The following is a 23,372-nucleotide window of genomic DNA, read 5'->3' as shown; positions in this document are numbered from 1 at the left end:
TCAGTTTTTAATGGGGGTAGGGGATAGAGAGCTGCGCCACCTGTGTTGTAGGGAAGTCTTCACATAATTGCCAGGGTCATAAGCTTTTGCACTGTTTTACCTGACTTTGAGGGCTATTGATTATTTGGTGGATGAATCAAACCAATTTTCTGTGCGAGGAAAATAATATCAGCGAGTTTGGTTGTACCCAGTTTTCGCATCATATTTGTCTTATAGTTTGAAACAGTTTTAGGCGCTAAAGTGAGACTTTTGGAAATTTCCTCAATGCTCATGCCTTCAGCAACCATTCTGAAAACGGCAAATTCTTGATGAGAGAGGGAGTCAATTTTCTGATCAGTTTTGATCAGCTTTTCCATTGCAATTGATCGAGCTACTTCTGCTCCTAAATAATGACGTTTCTCTGCAACTGACTTAACCGCCTCAATCAATACGTCAGATGAACAAGATTTAGTAATGTATCCCATGGCACCCAGTTCCAGTGCCCGCATGGCTAATGTTGTTTCTTCGTGCATACTACAAACCAGAATACGAGCATCTTTATCCCGATTGCAGATCCGTCTTACACATTCTAATCCGCCTGTTCCTGGCATTGTCAGATCGATAATGCAGACTTTAGGTTGTAATGCGATAAATGCCTGGTAACCATCTTCGGCATTGCCGGATTGCCCAATGACTTCAAATCCGGCCATCTCAAGTAACTGCTGATAGCCCTCACGAAGTATCGCATGGTCATCTATTAATAAGATTGTAGTTCGTTGTTTGTTCATCTCTGTAATATGCCTCATTACTAAATAAGTAGATTCTATGGGTTTTTTATAACGGGATATTCAACGCTAAAACGCTACCTGTAGGTTCTGCGTGATGCAGATTAAACTGGCCATGAAGTGAATTGACTCGTTCGCGAATACCAATTAATCCTAGTCCTTTACCCATACCTTCATTTGGATCGAAGCCAGTACCGTCGTCTCGAATGGTGAGACTAATGTCACTTCGTTGATGAGATTTATTTTGGGTAACCAGATCAATATGGATTTTGTGGGCTTCAGCATGACGCGTGATGTTGGTTAATGCTTCTTGCAGGCAGCGGTAAATAGTCAGTGCCGTATCATAGTCAACAAGGTTGTCATCGACCTCAATATTGATATTCATGTCGTAGTTGGGAAAGGAGACTAGCCACTGAGAAATCAGATCTTCTATCGCAGCAGATAATCCAACTGTTTCAAGACCTGGGGGTTTAAGGCTGCGGAGCTGAGAGCGTGTGACATTGCGTAAGTAGCTGGCACTATCCTGTATGGTCTTGATAATAGCCTGAAGCTTTGGATCTTCAGTTTGGTACTTGATAGCGACAGAGGCATTCACATCAATGGCGGCTAAATATTGTCCGAAAACATCATGCAGTTCTGAGGCTAAGTGATTTCGTTCGGCTTCTCTTACCTGAGTAATGTGTTTGATAAGGGCGCGATTCTGTAGAAGTAGTTTTGCATTGTCAGCATTTTGTAATTCGAGTTTAGTTTTAATTTCTAAATTGCGTTTTAATGTTTCCTGCAATTCGATATAGCGCCTTCTACCAAACCACATCAAACCGCTGCTAAGTACCAGCAGAACAAAAATAATTTCATCCAGTTGATAAAACTCACCTAGAGCAGCCCAGTTAATCCAGCGTTCGGCCAAATCAAAAGATCCTGCAATAAAATACGTCAGCAATGATGCCGTCACGATGATCGCCAAATCAATTTTGCCCCTATTTTTCTTATCAGCAAGGGATAATTTAGTTGACATCATTCAAGTTTCGTCCATATTTTATTTAGTTTTAAACACCTATTTTATGATGAATAATTTTAATATGTATATGCCAATATTGAGGATAATTAGAAAAAAATAAAAAACAGGAAAAAGTCATAACTATAACCGTGACATATTCCCTATCTGATATGAGTCAACTGCTCTATATGTTTGTGACAATGAGTCTGTAGGATAAGTCGAGTTTTTATTGGAGCAAATTTTAATGAAAAAACTTTTTAATACCGTTGTCCTATCAGCCTTTCTGGCTTTCTTCACAATAAATGTCGCTTATTCAGAAACAGATCCAAAAATACCCATAGCAGAATTTGAATTTGTGAAAATTTTCTCAGGAAAAGATGCTGATTTTGTTAGATCAAAACTGGGTGAGCCAGCAGAAATAATGAAGCGTGAAAATGAAAGCGGAACGGTAGAGTTTTGGATTTATAAAAATATCGTTAAAATTGGCAATAGTGACAAAACATATAAATATACCCAAATTGGAATTATAAATAATTATATTGAAACTCTAGGTAATACTAATAGAAGTCCTAAGTAATTTTATTTTAGCTAAAGAAAAAGGTTAGAACGTGAATACAATTATCAAGAAATTATCATTGGCAAGTTTAAGTTTGATTGTTATGAGCAGCAGTGTTTTTGCTCACGGGCCTACTCCGCAACGTGTAGATGAACAAATTACGATAGAAGCCGATGTAGAAACGGTATGGCAACAAGTTAATGCATTTGATCAATTAGATAAATGGCACCCATCGGTAGAATCTATTGATATGCAAGACGATACAACTAGGGTTGTTAAATTAAAGTCTGGCGGCGAGATTACTGAAAGTTTAGACGAGTCAGATGCTGAACGCCATTATATTGGCTATAGATTGCTGACTGAAAACATCGAGGCAATACCGGTAAGTTTTTATACTATAGGTATTGAAGTTGTGGCTGATGAAAAAGGAAGTAAAGTAAGTTGGAGTGGACGTTTTTATCGTGCTGACACAGGTAATTTTCCACCAGAAAACTTAAATGATGAAGCAGCTGTTAAGGCAATGACAGATTATGCCAAATCAGGCCTGGAAGGTTTAAAAGCCTCATTGGAAAAGTAACTCGTGATGTTATCTAAACTTCTTGTTTTATGCATGGCCTTATTTCCTAGCATAATTATGGCCAATGATTTTTATATAACTAGCCAGGCGGGTAATCAACTTTCGGTATTTGACTCTGAAAACAGAGACATCAAAAGTTCTTTTGATGTCTCTGCAGGGCCGGTGATGCTCGTTATTGATAAATCAGATAACGCAATTTATGTGTCTCATCCTGAGCAAGGCAAAATATCGGTAATTGATCTGAATAGTCATGAGTTGATAAGTGAGATTAAAACCGGTGGACAACCATTTTCAATGGTTCTGGATGAGCAAAAGCCACAGATGTTTGTATCAGATTGGTCAAGAAATACTCTTTTAGTGATCAACACAACCAGTAAACAGTTAGTGGATTTATTAGCCGTGGGTAATAGCCCAGCTGGTCTTGCTATAGATTCAGAGGGTCGTAAGGTGTTTGTAGCCAACCGCGAAAGTAATTCGGTAATGGTATTAGATGCAGATACACCTGATTTGCTTGCAACAATTGAAACTGGTGAGCGTCCTTATGCAGTTGCATTTAATCCGCACAATGGGCAGCTTTACGTTACTTGTGTAAAAGATGATTCACTGACGGTAATTGATACGAAAACCTATCAGAAAATTGCTGAACTTAAACCTGGTCGGGCACCTTATGGAGTCACTGTAAGTGACGATGGCAAACAGTTTTATGTGGTCAACCAGAATGATAATACTCTGGTAGAGTTTGATGCTGAGAGCTTTGAAATTAGTAAGACAATTAAAACCGATAAAATGCCGGAAAGCGTGGTGCTGTCGACTGATCAGCAACAAGCCTACGTCACTAACTGGTTTAGTAACTCATTGTCGATTATTGATTTGAAGCAAGCAAAACAGATTCAATCCATTCCGCTTAAAGACGGGCCACGTAATATTAGTTCGGCCCAGTAAATAATCTCCGGAGCGGTACCCTATACCGCTCCGTTATATCCCAGTTGTCGCCAGGCCTCATACAGAATAATTGCCGTAGCATTCGAAAGATTTAAGCTACGACTTTCTGCGTGCATGGGAATACGAATTTTCTGACTATCCGCCAAAGTGTCTAATAGCGCGACAGGTAATCCACGTGATTCCGGGCCAAATAGCAAAATACTCTCATCTTCAAAGGTGGCCTGATGATGAAACTGCTTAGCCTTAGTCGTACAAGCAAATAAGGTGCGGTTCTGCTGCCACTGTTGAAAAGCAGAAAAATCACTATGCACTTTTACTGGGGCAAATTCATGATAGTCCAGTCCAGCTCTTCTGAGGCGTTTGTCATCCAAAACAAAAGCTAATGGCTCAATCAGATGCAGTTGCGCCCCTGTGTTGGCACACAGGCGAATTATGTTGCCGGTATTTGGCGGGATTTCAGGCTCATAGAGCGCAATATGTAACACGATTAGCTGTTACGGATTGGACTAGCTGGATCAACGTAAAGCGTTAATTTTTGTCCTGGTTGCAGCAGAGTACGATCACTTAAGCCATTCCATTCCTTAACTTTATCAACTGTCACATTGAATTTACGAGAAATGGTCCAAAGAGAATCACCATTTCGAATGGTGTAATTGATAGCTTTCAGCTTTGAAGCAGTTTGATTGGGCTGCCATATCACCAATTGTTGTCCAGAATGTAGAACGTCAGAAGGCTTTTTGTTATTCCACTGAGTAAGCTCAAGTACGTCTACCGTATATGCTTTGGCTATATTCCACCAAGTATCTCCAGCCTTAACCGAATAATTCAGTTTTTTCCCTTGCTGTAATTTTCGAGCTGCTATGACATTTGCTTCTGCTTCATCGGCGTGAGCAGTGGAAATAGGTATCAACAAATGTGCCCCTGCACGGAGAAAATTGCTGGTCATCTTATTGGCTTTTTTCAGTTCAGGAACAGTCGTGTTGTGCTGAGAAGCGATACTGTTCAGTGATTCGCCAGGTTTAACTTCATGTCGTTTCCAGCGGAGTCGGTCTTCATCTGAAATATCCAATAAAGCCGTCTTGAAAGCTTTTGCTTTGGTAGATGGTAATACGAGACTATGTGGGCCTTGTGGAGCCGTTGCCCAGCGATTAAATCCGGGGTTAAGCAAATATAATTCATCAAGCGTAATGTCGGCTAAATCGGCAGCTAAAGATAAATCGATCTGGCTACCCACGTTTATTACACTTAAATAGGGTTTGTTATCGATCGGTGCCAATTGAAGGTCATATTGGGCCGGTTGCTTCACTAATTGAGCTACGGCCAATAGTTTTGGAATATATGCAGTGGTTTCTACTGGCAATTCCAAAGACCAGAAATCTGTCGGTAAACCGGCTTCTTCATTACGTTTGATGGCACGGCCTATAGTGCCTTCACCCGCGTTATATGCGGCAATGGCCAGTTCCCAATCGTTAAAATCATTATGCAGTTTTTGCAAGTAGTCTAAAGCGGCAGTGGTAGATTGAATTACATCGCGACGGCCGTCATACCACCAGTTTTGTTCAAGACCAAAAACTCGTCCCGTTGCAGGAATAAATTGCCAGATACCGGCTGCCTGTCCAGATGAAAGTGCATAGGGTTGGTAGCCACTTTCAATAATAGGTAATAAGGCAATCTCCAAAGGCATATCACGACGATCTAGTTCTTCAACAATGTAGAAAAGATAGGGGCGGGAACGCTCAACAACTTTATCAACATATTCTGGATTATTAACAAACCAGGTCAGTCTGTTCTGTGTTTCTGGGTGCAGACTACGGTAATCAGATAAACCATATCCATCTCGGATCCGTTGCCAAACATCATTAGTTTGAGGGCCGACAGTTGGATCCTCATCCAGAATGGATAAATCTAAATCGAGGGGACTTAAATGCGTGATCTGGTTTTTTTTCCAATTGGTATGTTTTGTTAGCGGACCTTTTGCTGTTTTTTGAGGTGGATCTGCGCTGACAGTTTCGGTATGTTTTGTGGTGGTGCTACAGCCAGTGACTAGCATCGAAAGCACTGCAAATAGGGGCCAAAGCCGGTTTTTAATTTTTAACATAACGGTTTATCATAATGTCGTAAGCTTATAATTGTGCTCAATTTATACCCCAATAGGCCACTAATGACCAGCCTTTAACGCACCTTTACATTACGATGCCTTTAGTACCAACGTTTGTACGAGGAATATGTTGATCTGAGCAAATCTTTAGAACGACTATCGCCAAGATATACAAGCATTTTGACTTTGCTTAACAAGACATTTAAGAGTTTCAGTAGGTCACATTGTCAGGCTACGTTAAACTACCCATTATTTTTAGTACAAGGTTTAGCTGAGTGACAGAATTAGCAGGACAGCTCAATAAGATGCAGGCAACCCTGCCGAATCAGGATGGTATCGTAAGTTATCAAATGATTTTGGGTGAGCATAAAATCCCAATGAATCCGCTTATTGGAGCGAATATACAGCTGACTTATGCTGGAGAGATCCGTTGCCAGAACTGCCAGCGAATGACCAAGAAAAGTTATAGCGGTGGATTCTGTTTTCCCTGTTCACAAAAACTGGCGCAATGTGACTTATGCTTTATGAAACCAGAATTATGTCACTTTGCTCAGGGGACTTGTCGTGAGCCAGAATGGGGTGTGCAGGTCTGTATGCAAGATCACATTGTTTATCTGGCCAACAGTTCTGGTATCAAAGTGGGGATTACCCGAATTTCGCAAATGCCGACTCGCTGGCTGGATCAGGGGGCAACCCAGGCGCTACCGATCTTTCGTGTGAGCAGTCGATATCACTCTGGTTTGGTTGAAGTCATGTTTAAAAATCATGTTTCTGATCGCACCGACTGGCGAAAAATGTTGCGTGGTCCAGCTGAAGCAATTGATCTAGCAGAGCAGCGTGATCGATTACAGAATGAATGTGCAGATGAAATTAGGCTTTTACAGCAACAGCTAGGTGAAGATGCCATCACGACACTGAAGGACGAGAAAACGTTGGAAATTAGCTATCCTGTTCAACAATATCCCCAAAAAATCAGTTCAATGAATTTTGATAAAACGCCGAACATTGCTGGTAAATTACTGGGCATAAAAGGGCAATATTTGATTATGGATATCGGCGTGTTAAATATCCGCAAGTTCACTGGCTACCAAATAACAATGAAGGCGTGATTTTTATGTACCCTCTGCTACGAAATCTGATGTTTACACTAGATGCCGAGACATCACATCATATCGGCATGACCAGTTTGAAGTGGTTGGAAATGTCAGGTTTGTTGGGCTTGATAATGCCCAAAATACCGACGGTACCGGTTCATGTAATGGGCTTGCGCTTTCCAAATCCAGTAGGACTGGCTGCAGGTCTGGATAAAAATGCCGATTATCTTGAAGCTTTAACAACCTTGGGGTTTGGCTTTATTGAAGTAGGTACAGTCACTCCCCGGCCACAACCTGGCAACGCCAAACCAAGATTATTTCGACTTCCCGAAGCACAAGCCATTATTAACCGAATGGGCTTTAATAATTTGGGTGTCAATCATTTGTTGGAACAGGTACAAGCTGCCCAAACTGATGCGATTATCGGTATCAATATCGGCAAAAATGTTGATACACCGGTCGAAAGAGCACTTGATGACTATCTGATTGGTCTAGAAAAATCCTATCCACACGCAGATTACATCACGATTAATATTTCCTCACCCAACACCCCTGGACTACGCAATCTGCAATTTGGCGAGGCGCTCGACAATCTTCTAGATGCTTTAAAAAAACGCCAGTCAGAACTTGCGGAACAATATCAACGTTATGTACCGATGGCCGTTAAAGTGGCACCGGATTTAACAGTGGAAGAAGTCCAACAACTGTCTGAATGTTTTAGCCGATTTAAGATTGATGCTGTCATTGCGACCAATACCACGCTTAACCGTGATGCAGTTGCTGGATTAACCCATGCTGATGAGGCTGGTGGCTTAAGTGGTAAACCAGTATTTGCCAAGTCAACGGAAATTGTTCGACAATTCAGGCAGGCTTTACCAGCTGATATGCCAATCATCGCTGCTGGTGGCATTATGAGCGCAGAAGATGCGATGCAAAAGCTTGAGGCGGGTGCTCAATTAGTGCAAATCTACAGTGGTCTGATTTATCAGGGGCCAAAATTAATTCAAGATATAGTCAAAACTTTTCAAAAGAGGAGATAACATGGAAACCGGAACAGGTAGCGTCATTGGTGACATCCTGCTGAATATTTTCTTTGCCGCTGTCATTGTCTTCGTTGGACGCACAGTGGTTAGCTGGTTAGTGAAGTTGTCTCGAAAAATCATGGTGAGGGCCAATATGGATCCCATCCTGATTAATTTCTCTAGTTCAATCATCAATGTCTTATTGCTGTTGTTTGTTTTGATCGCGGCTTTAGATCAATTAGGTGTCAATACCACCTCAATGATCGCCGTATTAGGTGCAGCAGGTTTAGCGGTAGGCTTGGCATTAAAGGATTCATTACAGAATTTTGCTGCCGGAGTCATGTTGATTCTGTATCGACCATTTAGGATCGGACATTTTGTTGAAGTTGCTGGCGTGCTTGGTATCGTAGAGCAAATCACTATCTTTAATACGGTCATGCGTACCCCAGATAACCGTGAAGTGATTGTGCCAAATGGCAATATTTATGCCGATACCATTACCAATTATTCCGCTCGTGATACCCGACGTATCGATATGGTATTTGGCATCAGTTACAACGATGATTTATTAAAAGCCAAGCAAATCATGACCGATATCGTTAATGGACATGAATTAGTATTGAAAGATCCCGCTCCAATTATTCGGGTCGCCGATCTTGGTGATAGCAGCATCACGTTTAATGTCTGGCCATGGGTAAATGCCTCCGATCTTGCCACCGTTAGGGCAGATTTGATTGAAACCATCAAACTGGCTTTCGATGCAAATGGAATAAGCATTCCTTATCCGCAAATGGATGTGCATTTCAATAATGTCGATGCCGCCAATGAATCAAATCAGCCTAAAAATGAATCGGCTTAGAATGCTGAAAAATAGACAGACCTTAAAAATCATCCTTCCAAGCACGTAACACTTTAAACACGGCTAAGGGAGTATCAAGCGGCTGACCAGCATAAGCTTCAGCCGCTTTTTTTATTTCAATAGCATCACAGCGTAAAAAGGGATTTGTTTGCTTTTCTTCATGCAATAAGGAAGGCACAGTTGCATTGTTTTGCTCCCTTAGCGCCTCTGTATTGGCCAAGCGTTTAACCAGGGCAGGGTTTTTTGGATCAACCGCGATAGCAAACTGCAGGTTAGCCAGAGTGTATTCGTGAGCACAATAAAGTTTAGTGTTGTCGTTCAGTTGTTTGATTTTCAACAAGGAGTCAAATAGTTGTTCCGCTGTACCACCAAGCAGACGGCCACAACCTCCGGCGAATATAGTATCGCCGCAGAACAAGTTATCCTCTATTAAATAACTGATATGTCCGGGAGTATGGCCGGGAGTGTCCATTATTTTAAAGTGAGGAAATGATGGATGTAATGATTGATCCGCCTGCGCATACAGGGGCGTATCAACGGTTTTAATATGCTCGCGTTGTGGACCAAAAACCGGTAAATCATATAAATCATCAAGTCGACGAATGCCACCAATATGATCCGCATGATGATGTGTGACTAAAATGGCCGCAGGTTGTAGATCATTTTTTTCCACAAAATTAATCACCGGACCCGCATCGCCCGGGTCGACGATTAACACGTCCTGATTCTGGGCTGACTGGATTAACCAGATATAATTATCACTGAATGCCTTTACGGCATGAATTTGTAACATTTTTAACTCCGCCGGAATGGCCTATGTGTGATTATAAAGAGCATGACCAAGAGATGACACAATGGTGGCAATCTTCGCTTGCCAGCTATTTGCAAAGTCAGGAACAGCAATGGTTACAGCAACAGCAGACAAAATTGCATGGTTTTTTTCAACTGCAGTTTGGCGGACAAAATCTTATCTTACCGCCATCATTCCGGCCTTGTTACCAGGCACTTATGGGAAGCGGCGGACAGTTTCATGCGCAAATTGAACAATTGCCGTTTAAATCAGACAGTGTGGATGTCATGTTACTGCAGCATGTAGTGGAGTTTTCCAGACAGCCGCATCAATTATTACGTGAAGCAGATCGGGTGTTAAATGAAGATGGAACCTTAATTTTGTTCTGTTTTAACCCTTTCAGTTTTTGGGGATTGCGACGATTAATTTCATGGCAGGATCGATTGCCTTGGCGTGGTCAGTTTTTCTCACGCCAACGTTTAAAAGATTGGCTGGCCTTGCTGGATTTTGATGTGGTGGAAGCCCGCTCCATCATTTATTGTCCGCCATTGCAAAATGAGCGATGGATAAAGCGCAGTGGATTTCTTGAAAGATGGGGGCGACGTTTATGGCCTTATTTTGGGGGGGTAACGGCGATTGTGGCGACAAAACGCACATTACTAGTGACCCCTTTACGCAGCCGGTGGCAAAATAGAAATTTATTCCCCAGACCACAGCTGGTGAATCCTTCAGTAACACGAAAAGAGCATTAATGGAACACGTAGAAATTTTTACCGATGGTGCATGTAGTGGTAATCCTGGACCGGGAGGTTGGGGAACCATTTTGCGTGCCAAAACCAGCGAAAAAGAATTATCTGGCGGTGAAAAAATGACCACCAATAATCGGATGGAGATGATGGCGGTCATCGCTGGTCTGGAAGCGTTGAAAAGGCCCTGCCATGTTACGATCACCACAGACTCACAATATGTGATGAAAGGCATGACCGAATGGTTAAAAGGTTGGAAAGCCAAAAATTGGAAAACTGCAGCCCGGCAACCGGTAAAAAACGCCGATCTTTGGCAGCGTATGGATGCAGCTGCCCAACCGCATAAGTTAGAGTGGCAATGGGTTCGGGGACATGACGGTCATCCAGAAAACGAACGTGCTGACCAATTGGCGGTGGATGCGCGCACTTTAATTGCAAAACAGGATTAACCGATGGCAGAACAAACCAGTTCGCGGCAAATTGTTTTAGATACTGAAACCACCGGCTTAAGTACTGCCGATGATCACCGAATTATTGAAATTGGCTGTGTGGAATTGGTTAACCGTCGATTGACCGGTGAAACTTTTCATCAATATATTAATCCCCAACGCGCCATTGATGCCGGTGCGATGGAAGTGCATGGCATCACTAATGAATCACTAGCAGATAAACCGGTATTTGCCGATATCGCGGCAGACTTTCTACGGTTTATCGAAGGTGCAGAACTCATTATTCATAATGCTGCGTTTGACATAGGATTTTTGAACCATGAATTAGCCAAATTAGGCCAAACGCCTAAGATTGACGATATCTGTGGTGTGTTAGACACGTTGAAGATGGCAAGGGACAAACATCCCGGTCAGAAAAATAATTTGGATGCTTTGTGTAAACGCTATGGCGTTGATAATTCTAATCGGGAATTGCATGGTGCCTTATTAGATGCTGAGATTCTGGCAGATGTTTATCTGATGATGACAGGCGGCCAAGTCAGCTTATCATTAGCTGCGGAGCAGTTTGAACCACAACAAGATCTTCAACACAATGATATTGACGCAGCTGAACGTCCAAGGACGGCATTAAAAGTGATTGAGGCAGATGCTGCTGAGTTAACTGCCCATCAAGCCATGCTCGAAAAACTGCAAGCCAGCAGTGATGGTAACTGTGTCTGGTTAAAATAAAGTTGAGATCGTTTTAACAAAAAGTTCTGTTATCTGCTTGAAATCAGATTTTTGACCCCCAAATAGCAGCTTTGTGTTGAGCAAAGCGGAATCTGATAAATCATGAGCAACGAAGAAATCGAAAAATCGACGACGGAACCAGAGTCAGTCGAAACCTCCCCTGAAACAGCTGAGTCAGCTCAGCAAGCGGAATCTGAAACGGATGTCGTAAAACAGTTGGAAGACGCGCGTAATAAGGCCGATGAACATTGGAACGAATTACTGCGAGCCAGAGCTGATCTGGAAAATATGCGTCGCCGACATAGCCGTGACCTAGAGAATGCCCACAAACATGCTTTAGATAAATTCATCGCTGAGTTACTGCCAATCTGTGACAGTCTCGAATTTGGGCTGAATGCTGCAAAAAATGAAGACGCTAAATTGGATACCGTGCGTGATGGCATGGAAATGACACTCAAAATGTTCATGAGCTCGATCGGAAAGTTCGGTCTTGAACAATTAAATCCAGAAGGTGAAGCATTTGACCCTGATCTGCACCAAGCCATGGCAATGCAGCCGGCTGAAGGTGTTGAAGCCAACCAAGTGTTGAATGTGATGCAGAAGGGTTACCGCTTTAATGGACGTTTACTGCGTCCTGCCATGGTTGTGGTCTCTCAATAACCGGACGAAATTTAAGGGCTTGAAATCAAAATTTCCTGCCCCATCTATATCACAACGGCTGGAAAAGCCAGACGATCTAAGTACGATGGAGTAAAAAATTATGGGTAGAATTATTGGTATTGATTTGGGTACGACCAACTCATGTGTCGCGGTGATGGAAGACGGCAAAGCCCGTGTCATCGAAAACAGTGAAGGTGATCGCACAACCCCGTCAATTGTTGCATTCAACAAAGATAACGAAGTGATGGTTGGTCAGTCTGCTAAACGTCAGGCAGTGACCAATCCTAAAAACACACTATATGCGATCAAACGCTTGATCGGCCGTAAATTCAAAGATGATGTTGTACAGCGCGATATCGATATGGTGCCGTATAAAATCGTTGAAGCAGATAACGGCGATGCTTGGGTTGAAGCCAATGGTAAAAAAATGGCGCCACCTGAAATTTCAGCACGTGTTTTGATGAAAATGAAAAAAACCGCTGAAGAATTCCTGGGTGAAGAAGTCACTCAAGCGGTTGTTACCGTTCCGGCTTACTTTAATGACTCACAACGTCAAGCAACTAAAGACGCTGGTAAGATTGCCGGTCTGGAAGTAAAACGTATTATCAACGAACCGACTGCTGCGGCTCTGGCCTACGGCATGGACAAAAAACGTGGTGACTCAACCGTCGTTGTTTACGATTTAGGTGGTGGTACATTTGACGTATCGATCATTGAAATTGCCGACATTGAAGGCGAGCATCAGTTTGAAGTATTGGCGACCAACGGTGATACATTCCTTGGTGGTGAAGATTTTGACCAACGCATCATTGATTTCTTGGTTGCTGAATTCAAGAAAGATCAAAGCGTTGATTTGAGTAAAGATGCCTTGGCGTTACAACGTCTGAAAGATGCGGCTGAAAAAGCCAAAATTGAACTGTCTTCCAGCTCACAAACAGACATCAATCTGCCTTACATCACGGCTGATGCGTCTGGTCCAAAACATCTGGAAATCCGTTTGACCCGTGCCAAGCTGGAATCATTGGTTGATGACCTGATTACCCGCAGCATGGAGCCATGCAAAATGGCGCTTAAAGATGCTGGTCTGAAAATCTCTGATATCAACGACGTTATTCTGGTTGGTGGTCAAACCCGCATGCCGAAAGTGCAAGAAGCGGTTAAAGAAATGTTTGGTAAAGAGCCACGCCGTGACGTGAATCCCGATGAAGCGGTTGCTGTTGGTGCTGCGATTCAGGCTGCTGTTCTGGCTGGTGATGTAAAAGACGTATTGTTGTTGGACGTAACACCATTAAGCCTGGGTATCGAAACCATGGGCGGTGTAATGACCAAGCTGGTTGAGAAAAACACCACTATCCCAACTAAAGCCAATCAGGTGTTTTCAACAGCGGATGATAATCAACCAGCTGTAACGATCCATGTCTTGCAAGGTGAGCGTGAAATTGCCTCAGCGAATAAGTCTCTAGGACGTTTTGATTTAGCGGATATTCCACCGGCTCCACGCGGTACACCGCAGATCGAAGTTACCTTTGATATTGATGCTAACGGTATTTTGAACGTATCTGCTAAAGATAAAGCGACTGGTAAAGAGCAGTCGATTGTCATTAAAGCTTCTAGCGGTCTGTCCGATGAAGAAGTGGAACAAATGGTCAAAGATGCTGAAGCACATGCTGATGAAGATCGTAAGTTCCATGAGCTGGTCACAGCACGTAACCAAGCTGACGGCCTGATTCATGCGACCAATAAATCACTTATCGATTTGGGTGATAAAGTTGAAGCAGATGAAAAAGCTAAGATTGAAGCGGCTATTGAAGAGTTGCAACAAGCTCTGAAAGGCGAAGACAAAGCGGATATTGAAGCTAAAACTGCTGCACTGTCAGAAGCTGCAGGTAAATTAGCTGAACGAGCTTATGCTGAAAATGCAGAAGCTGGTGACAGTGCTGCTTCAGAAGACACGTCAGCACAAAATGATGATGTGGTTGATGCCGAGTTTGAAGAAGTCGATGACGACAAGAAAAACTCATAATCTTTCACACAATTAACTAAAAACAGGCGTAGGCATTGAGCTTGCGCCTGTCTTGTTTAAGAGATACAAGAAAAATAACACATGGCCAAACAAGACTATTACGACCTACTTGGTATATCGCGTACTGCGACTGAAGCTGAAATTAAAAAAGCCTATCGTCGTATGGCGATGAAATATCATCCTGATCGTAATCCGGATGATGCAACAGCCGAAGCCAAGTTTAAAGAAGCTAAAGAAGCTTACGAAATTCTTTCTGATTCCCAAAAGCGTGCTGCTTATGATCAATTTGGTCATGCCGGAGTAGATAACAGCGCTGGCGGTGGTGGATTCAGAAGCTCAGGCGGATTTAGCGATATATTTGGCGACGTCTTTAACGATATATTTGGCGCTAGTGGCGGTGGACAAAGCTTTCGGGGTGCTGATTTAAGATATCGTCTTGATCTCACACTGGAAGAAGCGGTTGCTGGCACCACCGCGAAGATTCGTATTCCGGTCAATGTCGAATGTCAGACCTGCGATGGCTCTGGCGCCAAGCCGGGTACTCAGCCAGTGACTTGCACTACCTGTGGTGGTCATGGTCAGGTACGTATTCAACAAGGATTTTTCACTGTTCAGCAGGCTTGTCCGCACTGTCGTGGTACCGGTAAAATGATTCAGGATCCTTGCGGTGATTGTCATGGTCAAGGTGTTGTTCAAGAAAATAAAACGCTCTCTGTTAAAGTGCCAGCTGGAGTAAATACAGGCGATCGTATTCGTCTTGCTGGTGAAGGTGAAGCCGGTTCTCGTGGTGCTCCTGCCGGTGACTTATATGTTGAAGTGGCGGTTAAACGTCATGATGTGTTTACCCGTGATGGTAATAATCTGTTTGCCGATGTACCAATCAGTTTTACCACCGCCTGCCTCGGTGGAGAACTGGAAGTTCCCACATTACAGGGGAAAGCCGTACTGAAAGTGCCTGAAGGCACACAAACCGGCCAGCAATTCAAGATGCGTGGCAAAGGTGTGAAATCAGTCCGTACCGGCGAAGTTGGCGATTTGATGTGTCGCGTGATAATCGAAACACCGGTTAAATTATCGAAAAAGCAAAAAGAGTTATTACAGGAATTCGCCGAGACAATGGAAGGTTCTGGTGCTACTCATAGTCCAAAACATGAATCCTGGCTGGATGCGGTAAAACGTTTTTTTGAATAACATATTTGCCAATAGGAAGCTGACTGGGCTATTTTTGCCGGTCAGCTTTTTTATTTTCTAAAAAACCGCCATTAAGGATATTTCGTCATGGCCATTAATATTGCAATTAACGGTGCCGCGGGCCGCATGGGCCGTTGTCTGATTCAAGCTGTCGCTGAAACCGAAGGCTTGCAGCTATCCGCTGCTATTGATCGGCCGGAGTCTTCATTGATTGGCGTGGATGCTGGCGAACTGGCGGGAGTAGGCAAACTGGGCGTCATGCTGTCAGCCGATCTGGAACTAGCAACTAAGCAATCTGATGTGATCATAGACTTTACCATTCCTGAGGCCACCATGGCGCTTTTGCCATTATGTGCCCAGAATCAATGTCGGCCGGTGATTGGCACTACGGGATTTGATGAAGCTCAGAAACAGCTTATTCAACAAACTGCCGATAAAATTGCCACCTTACTTGCCCCAAATATGAGTGTTGGTGTGAACCTTTCCCTTAAACTGCTCGATATGGCCGCCCGTGTTTTAGGCGATAGCGTCGATATCGAGATCATTGAGGCACATCACCGTCATAAAGTAGATGCACCTTCCGGCACCGCTTTACGAATGGGTGAAGTAGTTGCTGAAGCTTTGGGCCGCGATCTGAAAGATTGTGCTATTTATGGTCGCGAAGGCCGCACTGGTGAACGCGATCGTAATACCATTGGTTTTGCGACAGTCCGCGCTGGAGATATCGTCGGCGATCACACAGTGTTATTTGCTGCCGAAGGCGAACGGGTGGAAATTACCCATAAAGCGTCAAGCCGCATGACCTTTGCATATGGTGCAATGCGCGCATCAAAATGGCTGATGCAACAGCAAACCGGTCTGTTTGATATGCAGGATGTTTTAGATCTGCGAAATTAATTAGTAGCGCGAGGCTTGCTCGCGCGCTGCTTTTGCTCCAGCGCCGTCCCCTGCATTCTTGCGGATATCAACCAACAATAACCAAAAGCGTTTCAGCTGGGCATTATCACCCTGAGCATAAGACACGCCTTTTAAAGCAACTTGTTCCGCTAAGCGATAATCTTCGAGCTCATAATGCGTATGAGCTAATTGGTAATAGACCTTGGGATCACGCGGCGCTATACGTTGAGCTCGTTGTATGCGAGATTGAGCCGCTGATAAATTACCCTGCTGCTGATATTTTTCTGCATCACTTAATAATGCCAATACGGCTGGATTGCTTGGCGCAGGTGCAGGCTTTGTCGCCGGTATATCAGTCGACGTAGAATCGGCCGGTGGTGAAGGTAATGCCTGAGGACGGGCTGATTGGGGTGCATCGGGCTGAGTTTTTGCTGTCTCAGGTTGCGGACGTGACGGAACGTCTCTGCTATCCACGGGTGGTTTCTGAGTTATCGGCGCAGTGGTACAAGCAGATAAAAACATGACCATCATTGCCATGATAAAAAAGGGTTTTGATACGTTGTTTAACATTTTAGAACCTATCTGAAGATATCTTTAACCCAATCGATGGACCGTTTGATTGGATTTTCAATAAATGTTTCTTCTGGCATGGCACAGTCAGCAGTTTCGGTCGGTTGTGTGCCTGTGATAAAGGGTATTTGCGTGGCATTTTCGCACAATCCATCAGCAAGTTTGCCACTTAGCGGATCTATCCATAACATCTCGATACCTTCCGGTATGTTAGGTTCAAAAGATTGTAGTGGTTCTTGCGCTATGTACTTTGTCCAGGCCCGTAACGCACCACTTGAACCTGTAATTGGCATCGAACTGTTATCGTCTAAGCCTAACCATACGACAGCCAGACGATTGCCGGTAAACCCAGCAAACCAGCTGTCACGTTGTTGATCTGAGGTACCCGTTTTACCAGCGGTATTAATATTGATGGGTACTTGCTGATAAATACTGCGAGCCGTCCCGCTACGGGTAACTTGCTGTAAATTGTATTGCAGCAAATACATAGGCTTTTCTTCAATGCTTTGCTGTAGCTGAAATGGATAGCTGGAAAGGGGCTCGCCTGCACTATCCGTAACGGTACGAATTGTACGTGGCGGAATTTGAAAGCCAGAAGAGGCAATGGTCTGATACATAGCAGCCACTTCAAGTGTCGATAAACTCTGTGCACCTAATAATAATGATGGATACGCATCCATGGGGCGTTCAACACCGAGCCTTTGTAAAGTATCAATGACTTTATCGATTCCTAACGTCATTCCCAACTGTACGGTTGATAAATTATAGGAATTCGTCAAAGCGGCATGCAATGGCACCAGTCCATGTGGTTTACCGTCAAAGTTTTTAGGTTCCCAGGTCTGCTGGTTGGGTAAGGTCAAGCTGAAAGGGGAGTCATCCAATTCGCTGGTTAAGGTATATCCCTGTTCCAATGCCGTCAGATAAATAGCGGGTTTAACTAATGAGCCAATTGGTCGCGTTGCATCCAAGGCACGGTTAAAACCTTGATAACGGGTATTACGATCGCCAATCAACGCCAGCACTTCACCAGTTTGTGGGTCGGTAACGACCATACTGCCTTGGAGTTTTGCCAGACTTTCACCATACGATTTGCCTAACTCTTCAATGGTGCTGACTAACGAAACTTCTGCTTTATGCTGACTGATGGGATCCAGACTGGTAAATATTTGTAACCCTTCTGATCCAAGATCTTCATCTTTATATTCACGGCGTAATTGTCTTTTTACTAGATCGATATAAGCCGGATAAGCTTCTTTCATCGAACTGCCAGCAGGCACCACATCCAAATCGGCGGTGGAAGCCAGCATGTATTCTTCATCAGTAATCGAGCCTTGCTGATGCAAAACACTTAAGACAATATTTCGGCGGGTTTTGGCGCGTTCAGGGTTACGACGAGGGTCATAATAGGATGGTCCTTTCACCAGTCCAGCCAATAAGGCTAACTGATGTAATTTGAGCTCCTGAATCGGCTGGGCAAAATAATGTGCGGCACCAAGTCCAAAACCGTGAATAGCACGATTTCCGGATTGGCCAAGATACACTTCATTTAAATAAGCTTCGAGAATCTCTTCTTTGCTGTAGTGAAATTCGAGGAGCATCGCCATTGGCAGTTCCAGCATTTTGCGTAGCAAAGTACGATCGGCTGTCAGATAAAAGTTCTTAATTAATTGCTGGGTTAAGGTGCTGCCACCCTGGACAAAGGCTCCGGCCCGAATATTTGCTACCGTCGCGCGGGCAATACCTCTAGGGGAAATGCCAAAATGATCGTAATAATCCTGATCTTCAATCGCTATCAATGCATCAATAAATGCTTGTGGTGCATCTTTAAGTTGAATTAAATCCCGATCTTCATTATTTAATGGATAAATACCGCCGATTAAAGCAGGCTCAAGACGAATTAACGTCAGCGACTGCTGATCAGCTGAGCGGATCTGGTTTAAAGTATCTCCGTTAAACTCTAAGGTAAGCTGTCTAGCAGGTTCATGTTCATCCGGGAAATGAAAGCCACGAGTCGACAGTGTTGCTCTGGATGAAGAAAAAGCGACCTGTCCCGGTACATTAACCTTATCGACAAACTGATAACCCAAGGCTTTTAATTCTACTTTTAAATCTTTAATCGAAAGTGATGCACCACTGTAGAGTTCAAGTGGTCTGGCATACACTTTGGCCGGTAGGGCCCAGCGTTTGCCTTCAAACTCACTGCGGACTCGGACATCCAGAATGGCAATGGTTACCGCTCCGGCGATGGATACCAGCAACAACAAAAAGAGGATAACTTTTGCGCTTATTAAGCGGCGAAAGACAGATTTTGATTTTTTGGTTTTTGACGAATTATGTTTAGTCACAATGGGATCTTAAAGTATTAAATTGATATAAAGGTCGGACTGCATCTGTCAGCAAAAGATTAATGTAGTTTCATCAGGTTTTGCGTTAATCTCTTCTTGTTCTTCTACTTTTCTTTTAATGGTTGCATCGTCTGAGGTCAAACTTTACAGACAACATATTGTAAACTGATTCGACAATGACGCCATCTGCTACTAAGTTGAGGTTTCTGCTGAAATTCCTAATTTAGCGTTGTTAAATTTTTTCTGGTACGATCCCGAGTCGCAATTTATTTCCATAACGGTCATTTTCGGTTTGATATGCGCCGAAAGTCTTAAAAAATCTAACGGAAGCCTATGGTTAGTACAGAAACACCAATATGTGAATTTGGCAAGCCAGCCATCGACTTTTCATTGCCCGGTACTGACGGCAAGATTTGGACTTTAGATGATTGTCGTGGTGAAAATGGTCTGTTAGTTATGTTTATCTGTAATCACTGTCCTTATGTTAAAGCGGTGTTGGATAGACTAGTCCGTGATACCAATGAACTCAAACAGTTGGGCATCAATTCTGTGGCAATCTCCGCCAATGATGTCGCTGATTACCCTGAAGACTCTTTTGACAGCATGAAAATGGTTGCTGAACAAAATGGGTTTTCTTTCCCATATCTGTATGACGAAAGCCAAGAGGTTGCGCAAGCCTATGGCGCGGTATGCACACCGGATTTTTTTGGTTACAGCAAAGATCTGACGTTGCAATACCGTGGTCGCCTTGATGCCAGCCGCAAAGAAGCCGCTCCAGCGGACGTACGCCGTGATTTATTTGAAGCGATGAAACTCGTTGCTGAAACAGGTCACGGTCCAGAACAACAGATACCAAGTATGGGCTGTTCCATTAAATGGCGAACAGCTTAATTTTTTTTAATAGGAGAACGTAGATAATGGCTACACGTAGACATTTAGCAAATGCAATCCGTGCGTTAAGTATGGATGCAGTGCAAAAAGCGAATTCCGGCCATCCGGGTGCCCCTATGGGTATGGCGGATATTGCTGAAGTATTGTGGAACGACCACATGAAACACAACCCGAACAACCCGAAATGGGCTGATCGTGATCGTTTCATTTTGTCTAACGGCCACGGCTCTATGCTGATTTACTCATTGTTGCATTTGAGTGGCTATGATTTGCCGATGGAATCCATCAGCACATTCCGTCAGTTACATTCACAATGCGCGGGTCACCCTGAATACGGTTATGCGCCAGGCATAGAAACCACTACAGGTCCTTTAGGTCAAGGTATTACCAACGGTGTTGGTTTTGCGATGGCTGAAAAATTAATGGCTGACCAATTCAACAAACCAGGCCATGACATCGTTAACCACCATACCTATGTATTTATGGGCGATGGTTGTTTGATGGAAGGTGTTTCTCATGAAGCATGTGCTTTGGCTGGTACTTGGGGTCTGGGCAACCTGATCGCATTCTGGGATGACAACAATATCTCTATCGACGGTCACATTGATGGCTGGTACACCGATGATACCGTCAAGCGTTTTGAAGCTTACGGCTGGCACGTTCAATCTGTTGACGGTCACGATGCTGATGCAATCAACAAAGCCATTGCAGAAGCGAAGAAAGTTACTGACAAGCCTTCATTGATTTGCTGTAAAACCATTATCGGTTACGGTTCACCAAACAAGTGTTCAAGCCATGATTGCCATGGTGCCGCATTAGGTGAAGAAGAAGTTGCACTGACTCGTAAACAACTGGGTTGGGAATACGAGCCATTTGTTATTCCAGAAGATGTTTATGCTGGTTGGAATGCAAAAGATAAAGGCGATGCTGCAGAAGCAGCATGGAATGAAAAATTTGCAGCCTATGAAAAAGAATATCCAGAATTAGCTGCAGAATTCAAACGCCGCATGGCGGGTGAATTACCAGCAAACTGGAAACAAGCAACCGATGCATTTATTGCTGAAACCAATGAAAAAGCAGAAAGCCTGGCTTCACGTCAAGCATCGCAAAAAGCGATTACCGCTTTGGCACCTGTTCTGCCTGAGTTCTTGGGTGGTTCTGCTGACTTGACTGGTTCTAATCTGACCAGCACTGCAAGCTTCAAACATGTTTCCGGTAAAGAGACTGGTAATTACATCTCTTACGGCGTTCGTGAATTCGGTATGTTCGCAATCATGAATGGTATGGCATTGCACGGTGGTTTGCTGCCATTCGGCGGTACTTTCCACATGTTCTCAGACTATGCGAAATCAGCTCTGCGTATGGCTGCGTTGATGAAGCTGCGTACTATCGCTGTTCTGACCCATGACTCTATCGGTCAAGGTGAAGATGGTCCTACTCACCAGCCAATCGAAAACACTGCTGGTCTGCGTTACATTCCTAATATGGATGTATGGCGTCCTGCGGATTCAGTTGAAGTTGCGGTTGCGTGGACATGTGCTGTTGAGCGTATGGATGGCCCGACCAGCTTGGTACTGAGCCGTCAAGGCATTCCAGGTCGTAAGCACGAGGCTGCTGATTTTGATGCAATCCGTAAAGGTGCATACGTTCTGTCTGAAGCAAAAGGCGGCAAAGCTGATGTGATTCTGATTGCAACGGGTTCAGAAGTGGATCTAGCTGCTAAAGCTCAGGAAGCATTGGCTGAAGAAGGTATCAACGCTCGCGTTGTTTCTATGCCTTCAACCAACGTCTTTGATCGTCAAGATCAAGCTTACAAAGACAGCGTTCTGACACCAGGTGTAAAACGTGTTTCTGTTGAAGCCGGTGTAACTGACTTCTGGCGTAAATACGTTGGTCTGGAAGGCGGCACTGTTGGTATCGATACCTTCGGTGAATCTGCACCAGGCGGTGTTTTGATGAAACACTTCGGCTTTACTGTCGAAAACGTTGTTAAAACGGTTAAATCAGTTCTGTAATAAAGAGCTGTTTTTAGCGAAGTAAAAGGAAATGGCCAGTAGATTCACATCTACTGGCCATTTTTATAAAAAGCCCCTAATCTGTCTGATAACTGTGGTTTTTATTAAGATTCCAGTTATGAGACATAAAAATAAAACCGATTCAGAGGAAATAAGATGACTATCAAAGTGGGTATTAATGGTTTTGGTCGTATCGGCCGTATGGCATTTCGAGCGGCAGCAAAAGATTTTCCTCAGATAGAAATTGTGGCAATCAATGATTTGCTGGATCCGGAATATCTGGCATATATGCTCAAATATGATTCTGTGCATGGCCGATTTGATGGTGATGTTGATGTAAAGGATGGTCATCTGGTTGTTAACGGCAAGACCATTCGTGTCACTGCTGAACGTAATCCTGCTGATTTGAAATGGGATGAAGTCGGTGCGGAACTAATCATTGAATGTACCGGCTTTTTCCTGACCGAAGAATCTTGTCAGGCGCACATTGATGCTGGCGCTAAGAAAGTTGTGCAGTCAGCGCCTTCCAAAGATCACACACCAATGTTTGTCTATGGTGTGAACCATGAGTCTTATGCGGGCGAAGCCATTGTTTCAGCTGCTTCCTGTACTACTAATGCATTGGCTCCAGTGGCCAAAGTGTTACATGACAGTTTTGGTATCAAGCGTGGTCTGATGACTACGGTACATGCTGCAACTGCTACCCAGAAAACTGTTGATGGCCCGTCAATGAAAGATTGGCGCGGCGGTCGCGGTATTCTCGAAAATATCATTCCTTCCTCTACTGGCGCTGCTAAAGCTGTTGGTAAGGTGCTACCTGAATTAAATGGTAAATTGACTGGTATGGCTTTCCGCGTACCTACATCAGATGTATCAGTGGTCGATTTAACCGTTGAGTTAAACAGTGACGCCAGCTATGAAGCAATTTGCGCGGCAATGAAAACGGCTGCTGAAGGTGAGCTGAAAGGCGTATTGGGTTATACCGACGAAAATGTAGTATCAACTGATTTCCGTGGTCATACCGCTCCATCAAACTTTGATGCAGGCGCTGGTATTGCGCTAGATAGCACATTTGTCAAAGTAGTCGCATGGTATGACAACGAATATGGCTATACCTGCAATATGATGCGTTTGGTTGAACATGTAGCTGGATAAAA

At 43.7% G+C, this 23,372-nt stretch carries 23 protein-coding genes; 16 read left to right on the top strand and 7 right to left on the bottom strand.

All coding sequences use genetic code 11. The features are described 5' to 3' along the window. Positions 1-113: 113 nt before the first annotated feature. A complete protein-coding gene (locus ACN0V2_RS10965) occupies positions 114-767 on the bottom strand; it encodes a response regulator transcription factor (RefSeq protein WP_417550855.1) in 654 nt (217 codons plus the stop codon). A 46-nt stretch (positions 768-813) separates the two neighbouring features. Further along, positions 814-1,782: a sensor histidine kinase gene (locus ACN0V2_RS10960; RefSeq protein WP_417550854.1), complete on the bottom strand. Its 969-nt coding sequence runs from the start codon at positions 1,780-1,782 to the stop codon at positions 814-816. Between the two features lie 223 nt (positions 1,783-2,005). Between ACN0V2_RS10960 and ACN0V2_RS10955 the strand changes: the two genes are divergently transcribed. From ACN0V2_RS10955 to ACN0V2_RS10945, 3 genes are read left to right on the top strand one after another with little or no spacing between them, the layout of a single operon-like run. Then, on the top strand, positions 2,006-2,338 hold the full coding sequence (locus ACN0V2_RS10955; RefSeq protein ID WP_417550853.1) for a hypothetical protein: 333 nt from the start codon (positions 2,006-2,008) through the stop codon (positions 2,336-2,338). Positions 2,339-2,369: 31 nt separating this feature from the next. Continuing rightward, positions 2,370-2,894: an SRPBCC family protein gene (locus ACN0V2_RS10950; protein WP_417550852.1), complete on the top strand. Its 525-nt coding sequence runs from the start codon at positions 2,370-2,372 to the stop codon at positions 2,892-2,894. Positions 2,895-2,951: 57 nt separating this feature from the next. Beyond that, positions 2,952-3,836, top strand: a complete 885-nt coding sequence (locus tag ACN0V2_RS10945) for a YncE family protein (RefSeq protein WP_417550851.1) — start codon at positions 2,952-2,954, stop codon at positions 3,834-3,836. A 20-nt stretch (positions 3,837-3,856) separates the two neighbouring features. Here ACN0V2_RS10945 and trmL read toward each other — a convergent pair whose 3' ends face one another. Then, on the bottom strand, positions 3,857-4,321 hold the full coding sequence (gene trmL / locus ACN0V2_RS10940) for a tRNA (uridine(34)/cytosine(34)/5-carboxymethylaminomethyluridine(34)-2'-O)-methyltransferase TrmL (protein ID WP_417550849.1): 465 nt from the start codon (positions 4,319-4,321) through the stop codon (positions 3,857-3,859). A 2-nt stretch (positions 4,322-4,323) separates the two neighbouring features. Further along, on the bottom strand, positions 4,324-5,934 hold the full coding sequence (locus ACN0V2_RS10935; protein WP_417550848.1) for a LysM peptidoglycan-binding domain-containing protein: 1,611 nt from the start codon (positions 5,932-5,934) through the stop codon (positions 4,324-4,326). A gap of 305 nt (positions 5,935-6,239) precedes the next feature. Between ACN0V2_RS10935 and ACN0V2_RS10930 the strand changes: the two genes are divergently transcribed. Genes ACN0V2_RS10930 through ACN0V2_RS10920 form a run of 3 tightly spaced genes read left to right on the top strand, consistent with a single transcriptional unit; the run spans position 6,240 to position 8,909 of the window. After that, positions 6,240-7,043 (top strand): DUF2797 domain-containing protein, encoded by an 804-nt coding sequence (locus ACN0V2_RS10930; RefSeq protein WP_417550868.1) that lies wholly within the window; start codon positions 6,240-6,242, stop codon positions 7,041-7,043. A 5-nt stretch (positions 7,044-7,048) separates the two neighbouring features. Next, positions 7,049-8,068 carry a quinone-dependent dihydroorotate dehydrogenase gene (locus ACN0V2_RS10925; protein ID WP_417550847.1) on the top strand — a complete coding sequence of 340 codons (1,020 nt, stop codon included), beginning with the start codon at positions 7,049-7,051 and terminating at the stop codon, positions 8,066-8,068. A 1-nt stretch (position 8,069) separates the two neighbouring features. Then, complete coding sequence (locus tag ACN0V2_RS10920) at positions 8,070-8,909, top strand: mechanosensitive ion channel family protein (RefSeq protein WP_417550846.1); 840 nt, start codon at positions 8,070-8,072, stop codon at positions 8,907-8,909. Positions 8,910-8,931: 22 nt separating this feature from the next. Here the strand turns inward: ACN0V2_RS10920 and gloB are convergent, their stop codons facing one another. Then, positions 8,932-9,702, bottom strand: coding sequence for a hydroxyacylglutathione hydrolase (gene gloB, locus ACN0V2_RS10915; protein WP_417550845.1), 771 nt, complete (start codon positions 9,700-9,702; stop codon positions 8,932-8,934). Positions 9,703-9,725: 23 nt separating this feature from the next. On the opposite strand from gloB, the gene ACN0V2_RS10910 reads away from it, so the two are divergent. The 7 genes from ACN0V2_RS10910 to dapB all read left to right on the top strand — a co-directional run bounded on the left by ACN0V2_RS10910 (position 9,726) and on the right by dapB (position 16,394). After that, positions 9,726-10,451: a class I SAM-dependent methyltransferase gene (locus ACN0V2_RS10910; protein ID WP_417550844.1), complete on the top strand. Its 726-nt coding sequence runs from the start codon at positions 9,726-9,728 to the stop codon at positions 10,449-10,451. After that, a complete protein-coding gene (gene rnhA / locus ACN0V2_RS10905; RefSeq protein WP_069295427.1) occupies positions 10,451-10,894 on the top strand; it encodes a ribonuclease HI in 444 nt (147 codons plus the stop codon). The genes ACN0V2_RS10910 and rnhA overlap by 1 nt, the downstream gene beginning before the upstream one ends. Positions 10,895-10,897: 3 nt before the next feature. Next, positions 10,898-11,623 (top strand): DNA polymerase III subunit epsilon, encoded by a 726-nt coding sequence (dnaQ, locus tag ACN0V2_RS10900; protein WP_417550843.1) that lies wholly within the window; start codon positions 10,898-10,900, stop codon positions 11,621-11,623. A 102-nt stretch (positions 11,624-11,725) separates the two neighbouring features. Further along, positions 11,726-12,283 (top strand): nucleotide exchange factor GrpE, encoded by a 558-nt coding sequence (grpE, locus tag ACN0V2_RS10895; RefSeq protein WP_417550842.1) that lies wholly within the window; start codon positions 11,726-11,728, stop codon positions 12,281-12,283. Positions 12,284-12,383: 100 nt separating this feature from the next. Continuing rightward, complete coding sequence (gene dnaK / locus ACN0V2_RS10890; protein WP_417550841.1) at positions 12,384-14,306, top strand: molecular chaperone DnaK; 1,923 nt, start codon at positions 12,384-12,386, stop codon at positions 14,304-14,306. An 81-nt stretch (positions 14,307-14,387) separates the two neighbouring features. Next, complete coding sequence (gene dnaJ / locus ACN0V2_RS10885) at positions 14,388-15,497, top strand: molecular chaperone DnaJ (RefSeq protein WP_417550840.1); 1,110 nt, start codon at positions 14,388-14,390, stop codon at positions 15,495-15,497. An 87-nt stretch (positions 15,498-15,584) separates the two neighbouring features. After that, the gene (gene dapB, locus ACN0V2_RS10880) at positions 15,585-16,394 is read left to right on the top strand and encodes a 4-hydroxy-tetrahydrodipicolinate reductase (RefSeq protein WP_417550839.1); all 810 of its coding nucleotides are present in this window, start codon (positions 15,585-15,587) and stop codon (positions 16,392-16,394) included. Here the strand turns inward: dapB and ACN0V2_RS10875 are convergent, their stop codons facing one another. Beyond that, positions 16,395-16,964 carry a hypothetical protein gene (locus tag ACN0V2_RS10875; protein WP_417550838.1) on the bottom strand — a complete coding sequence of 190 codons (570 nt, stop codon included), beginning with the start codon at positions 16,962-16,964 and terminating at the stop codon, positions 16,395-16,397. It lies immediately after the preceding gene. An 8-nt stretch (positions 16,965-16,972) separates the two neighbouring features. Beyond that, a complete protein-coding gene (gene mrcB, locus ACN0V2_RS10870; protein ID WP_417550837.1) occupies positions 16,973-19,309 on the bottom strand; it encodes a penicillin-binding protein 1B in 2,337 nt (778 codons plus the stop codon). A 333-nt stretch (positions 19,310-19,642) separates the two neighbouring features. Here mrcB and ACN0V2_RS10865 point away from each other — a divergent pair, with 333 nt between their 5' ends. From ACN0V2_RS10865 to gap, 3 genes are all read left to right on the top strand, one after another. Continuing rightward, positions 19,643-20,200 carry a thioredoxin family protein gene (locus tag ACN0V2_RS10865; protein WP_417550836.1) on the top strand — a complete coding sequence of 186 codons (558 nt, stop codon included), beginning with the start codon at positions 19,643-19,645 and terminating at the stop codon, positions 20,198-20,200. 26 nt (positions 20,201-20,226) lie between these two features. Then, the gene (gene tkt / locus ACN0V2_RS10860; protein ID WP_417550835.1) at positions 20,227-22,215 is read left to right on the top strand and encodes a transketolase; all 1,989 of its coding nucleotides are present in this window, start codon (positions 20,227-20,229) and stop codon (positions 22,213-22,215) included. A gap of 156 nt (positions 22,216-22,371) precedes the next feature. Then, positions 22,372-23,370, top strand: a complete 999-nt coding sequence (gene gap, locus ACN0V2_RS10855; RefSeq protein ID WP_417550834.1) for a type I glyceraldehyde-3-phosphate dehydrogenase — start codon at positions 22,372-22,374, stop codon at positions 23,368-23,370. Positions 23,371-23,372 lie beyond the last annotated feature (2 nt).

The sequence above is a fragment of the Methylophaga sp. genome (assembly GCF_048266885.1).
In the GTDB taxonomy this organism is placed as follows: domain Bacteria; phylum Pseudomonadota; class Gammaproteobacteria; order Nitrosococcales; family Methylophagaceae; genus Methylophaga.
This window is presented reverse-complemented; position numbering and strand designations above follow the sequence as displayed.

Coding starts and splice junctions, on each gene's coding strand:
- ACN0V2_RS10875 (WP_417550838.1), bottom strand. CDS start 16,964: ATGTTAAACAACGTATCAAAACCCTTTTTTATCATGGCAATGATGGTC.
- ACN0V2_RS10960 (WP_417550854.1), bottom strand. CDS start 1,782: ATGATGTCAACTAAATTATCCCTTGCTGATAAGAAAAATAGGGGCAAA.
- ACN0V2_RS10955 (WP_417550853.1), top strand. CDS start 2,006: ATGAAAAAACTTTTTAATACCGTTGTCCTATCAGCCTTTCTGGCTTTC.
- ACN0V2_RS10910 (WP_417550844.1), top strand. CDS start 9,726: ATGTGTGATTATAAAGAGCATGACCAAGAGATGACACAATGGTGGCAA.
- ACN0V2_RS10925 (WP_417550847.1), top strand. CDS start 7,049: ATGTACCCTCTGCTACGAAATCTGATGTTTACACTAGATGCCGAGACA.
- grpE (WP_417550842.1), top strand. CDS start 11,726: ATGAGCAACGAAGAAATCGAAAAATCGACGACGGAACCAGAGTCAGTC.
- rnhA (WP_069295427.1), top strand. CDS start 10,451: ATGGAACACGTAGAAATTTTTACCGATGGTGCATGTAGTGGTAATCCT.
- tkt (WP_417550835.1), top strand. CDS start 20,227: ATGGCTACACGTAGACATTTAGCAAATGCAATCCGTGCGTTAAGTATG.
- ACN0V2_RS10920 (WP_417550846.1), top strand. CDS start 8,070: ATGGAAACCGGAACAGGTAGCGTCATTGGTGACATCCTGCTGAATATT.
- dnaQ (WP_417550843.1), top strand. CDS start 10,898: ATGGCAGAACAAACCAGTTCGCGGCAAATTGTTTTAGATACTGAAACC.
- dnaK (WP_417550841.1), top strand. CDS start 12,384: ATGGGTAGAATTATTGGTATTGATTTGGGTACGACCAACTCATGTGTC.
- ACN0V2_RS10945 (WP_417550851.1), top strand. CDS start 2,952: ATGGCCAATGATTTTTATATAACTAGCCAGGCGGGTAATCAACTTTCG.
- ACN0V2_RS10965 (WP_417550855.1), bottom strand. CDS start 767: ATGAACAAACAACGAACTACAATCTTATTAATAGATGACCATGCGATA.
- dnaJ (WP_417550840.1), top strand. CDS start 14,388: ATGGCCAAACAAGACTATTACGACCTACTTGGTATATCGCGTACTGCG.
- gap (WP_417550834.1), top strand. CDS start 22,372: ATGACTATCAAAGTGGGTATTAATGGTTTTGGTCGTATCGGCCGTATG.
- ACN0V2_RS10935 (WP_417550848.1), bottom strand. CDS start 5,934: ATGTTAAAAATTAAAAACCGGCTTTGGCCCCTATTTGCAGTGCTTTCG.
- dapB (WP_417550839.1), top strand. CDS start 15,585: ATGGCCATTAATATTGCAATTAACGGTGCCGCGGGCCGCATGGGCCGT.
- ACN0V2_RS10865 (WP_417550836.1), top strand. CDS start 19,643: ATGGTTAGTACAGAAACACCAATATGTGAATTTGGCAAGCCAGCCATC.
- gloB (WP_417550845.1), bottom strand. CDS start 9,702: ATGTTACAAATTCATGCCGTAAAGGCATTCAGTGATAATTATATCTGG.
- ACN0V2_RS10930 (WP_417550868.1), top strand. CDS start 6,240: ATGCAGGCAACCCTGCCGAATCAGGATGGTATCGTAAGTTATCAAATG.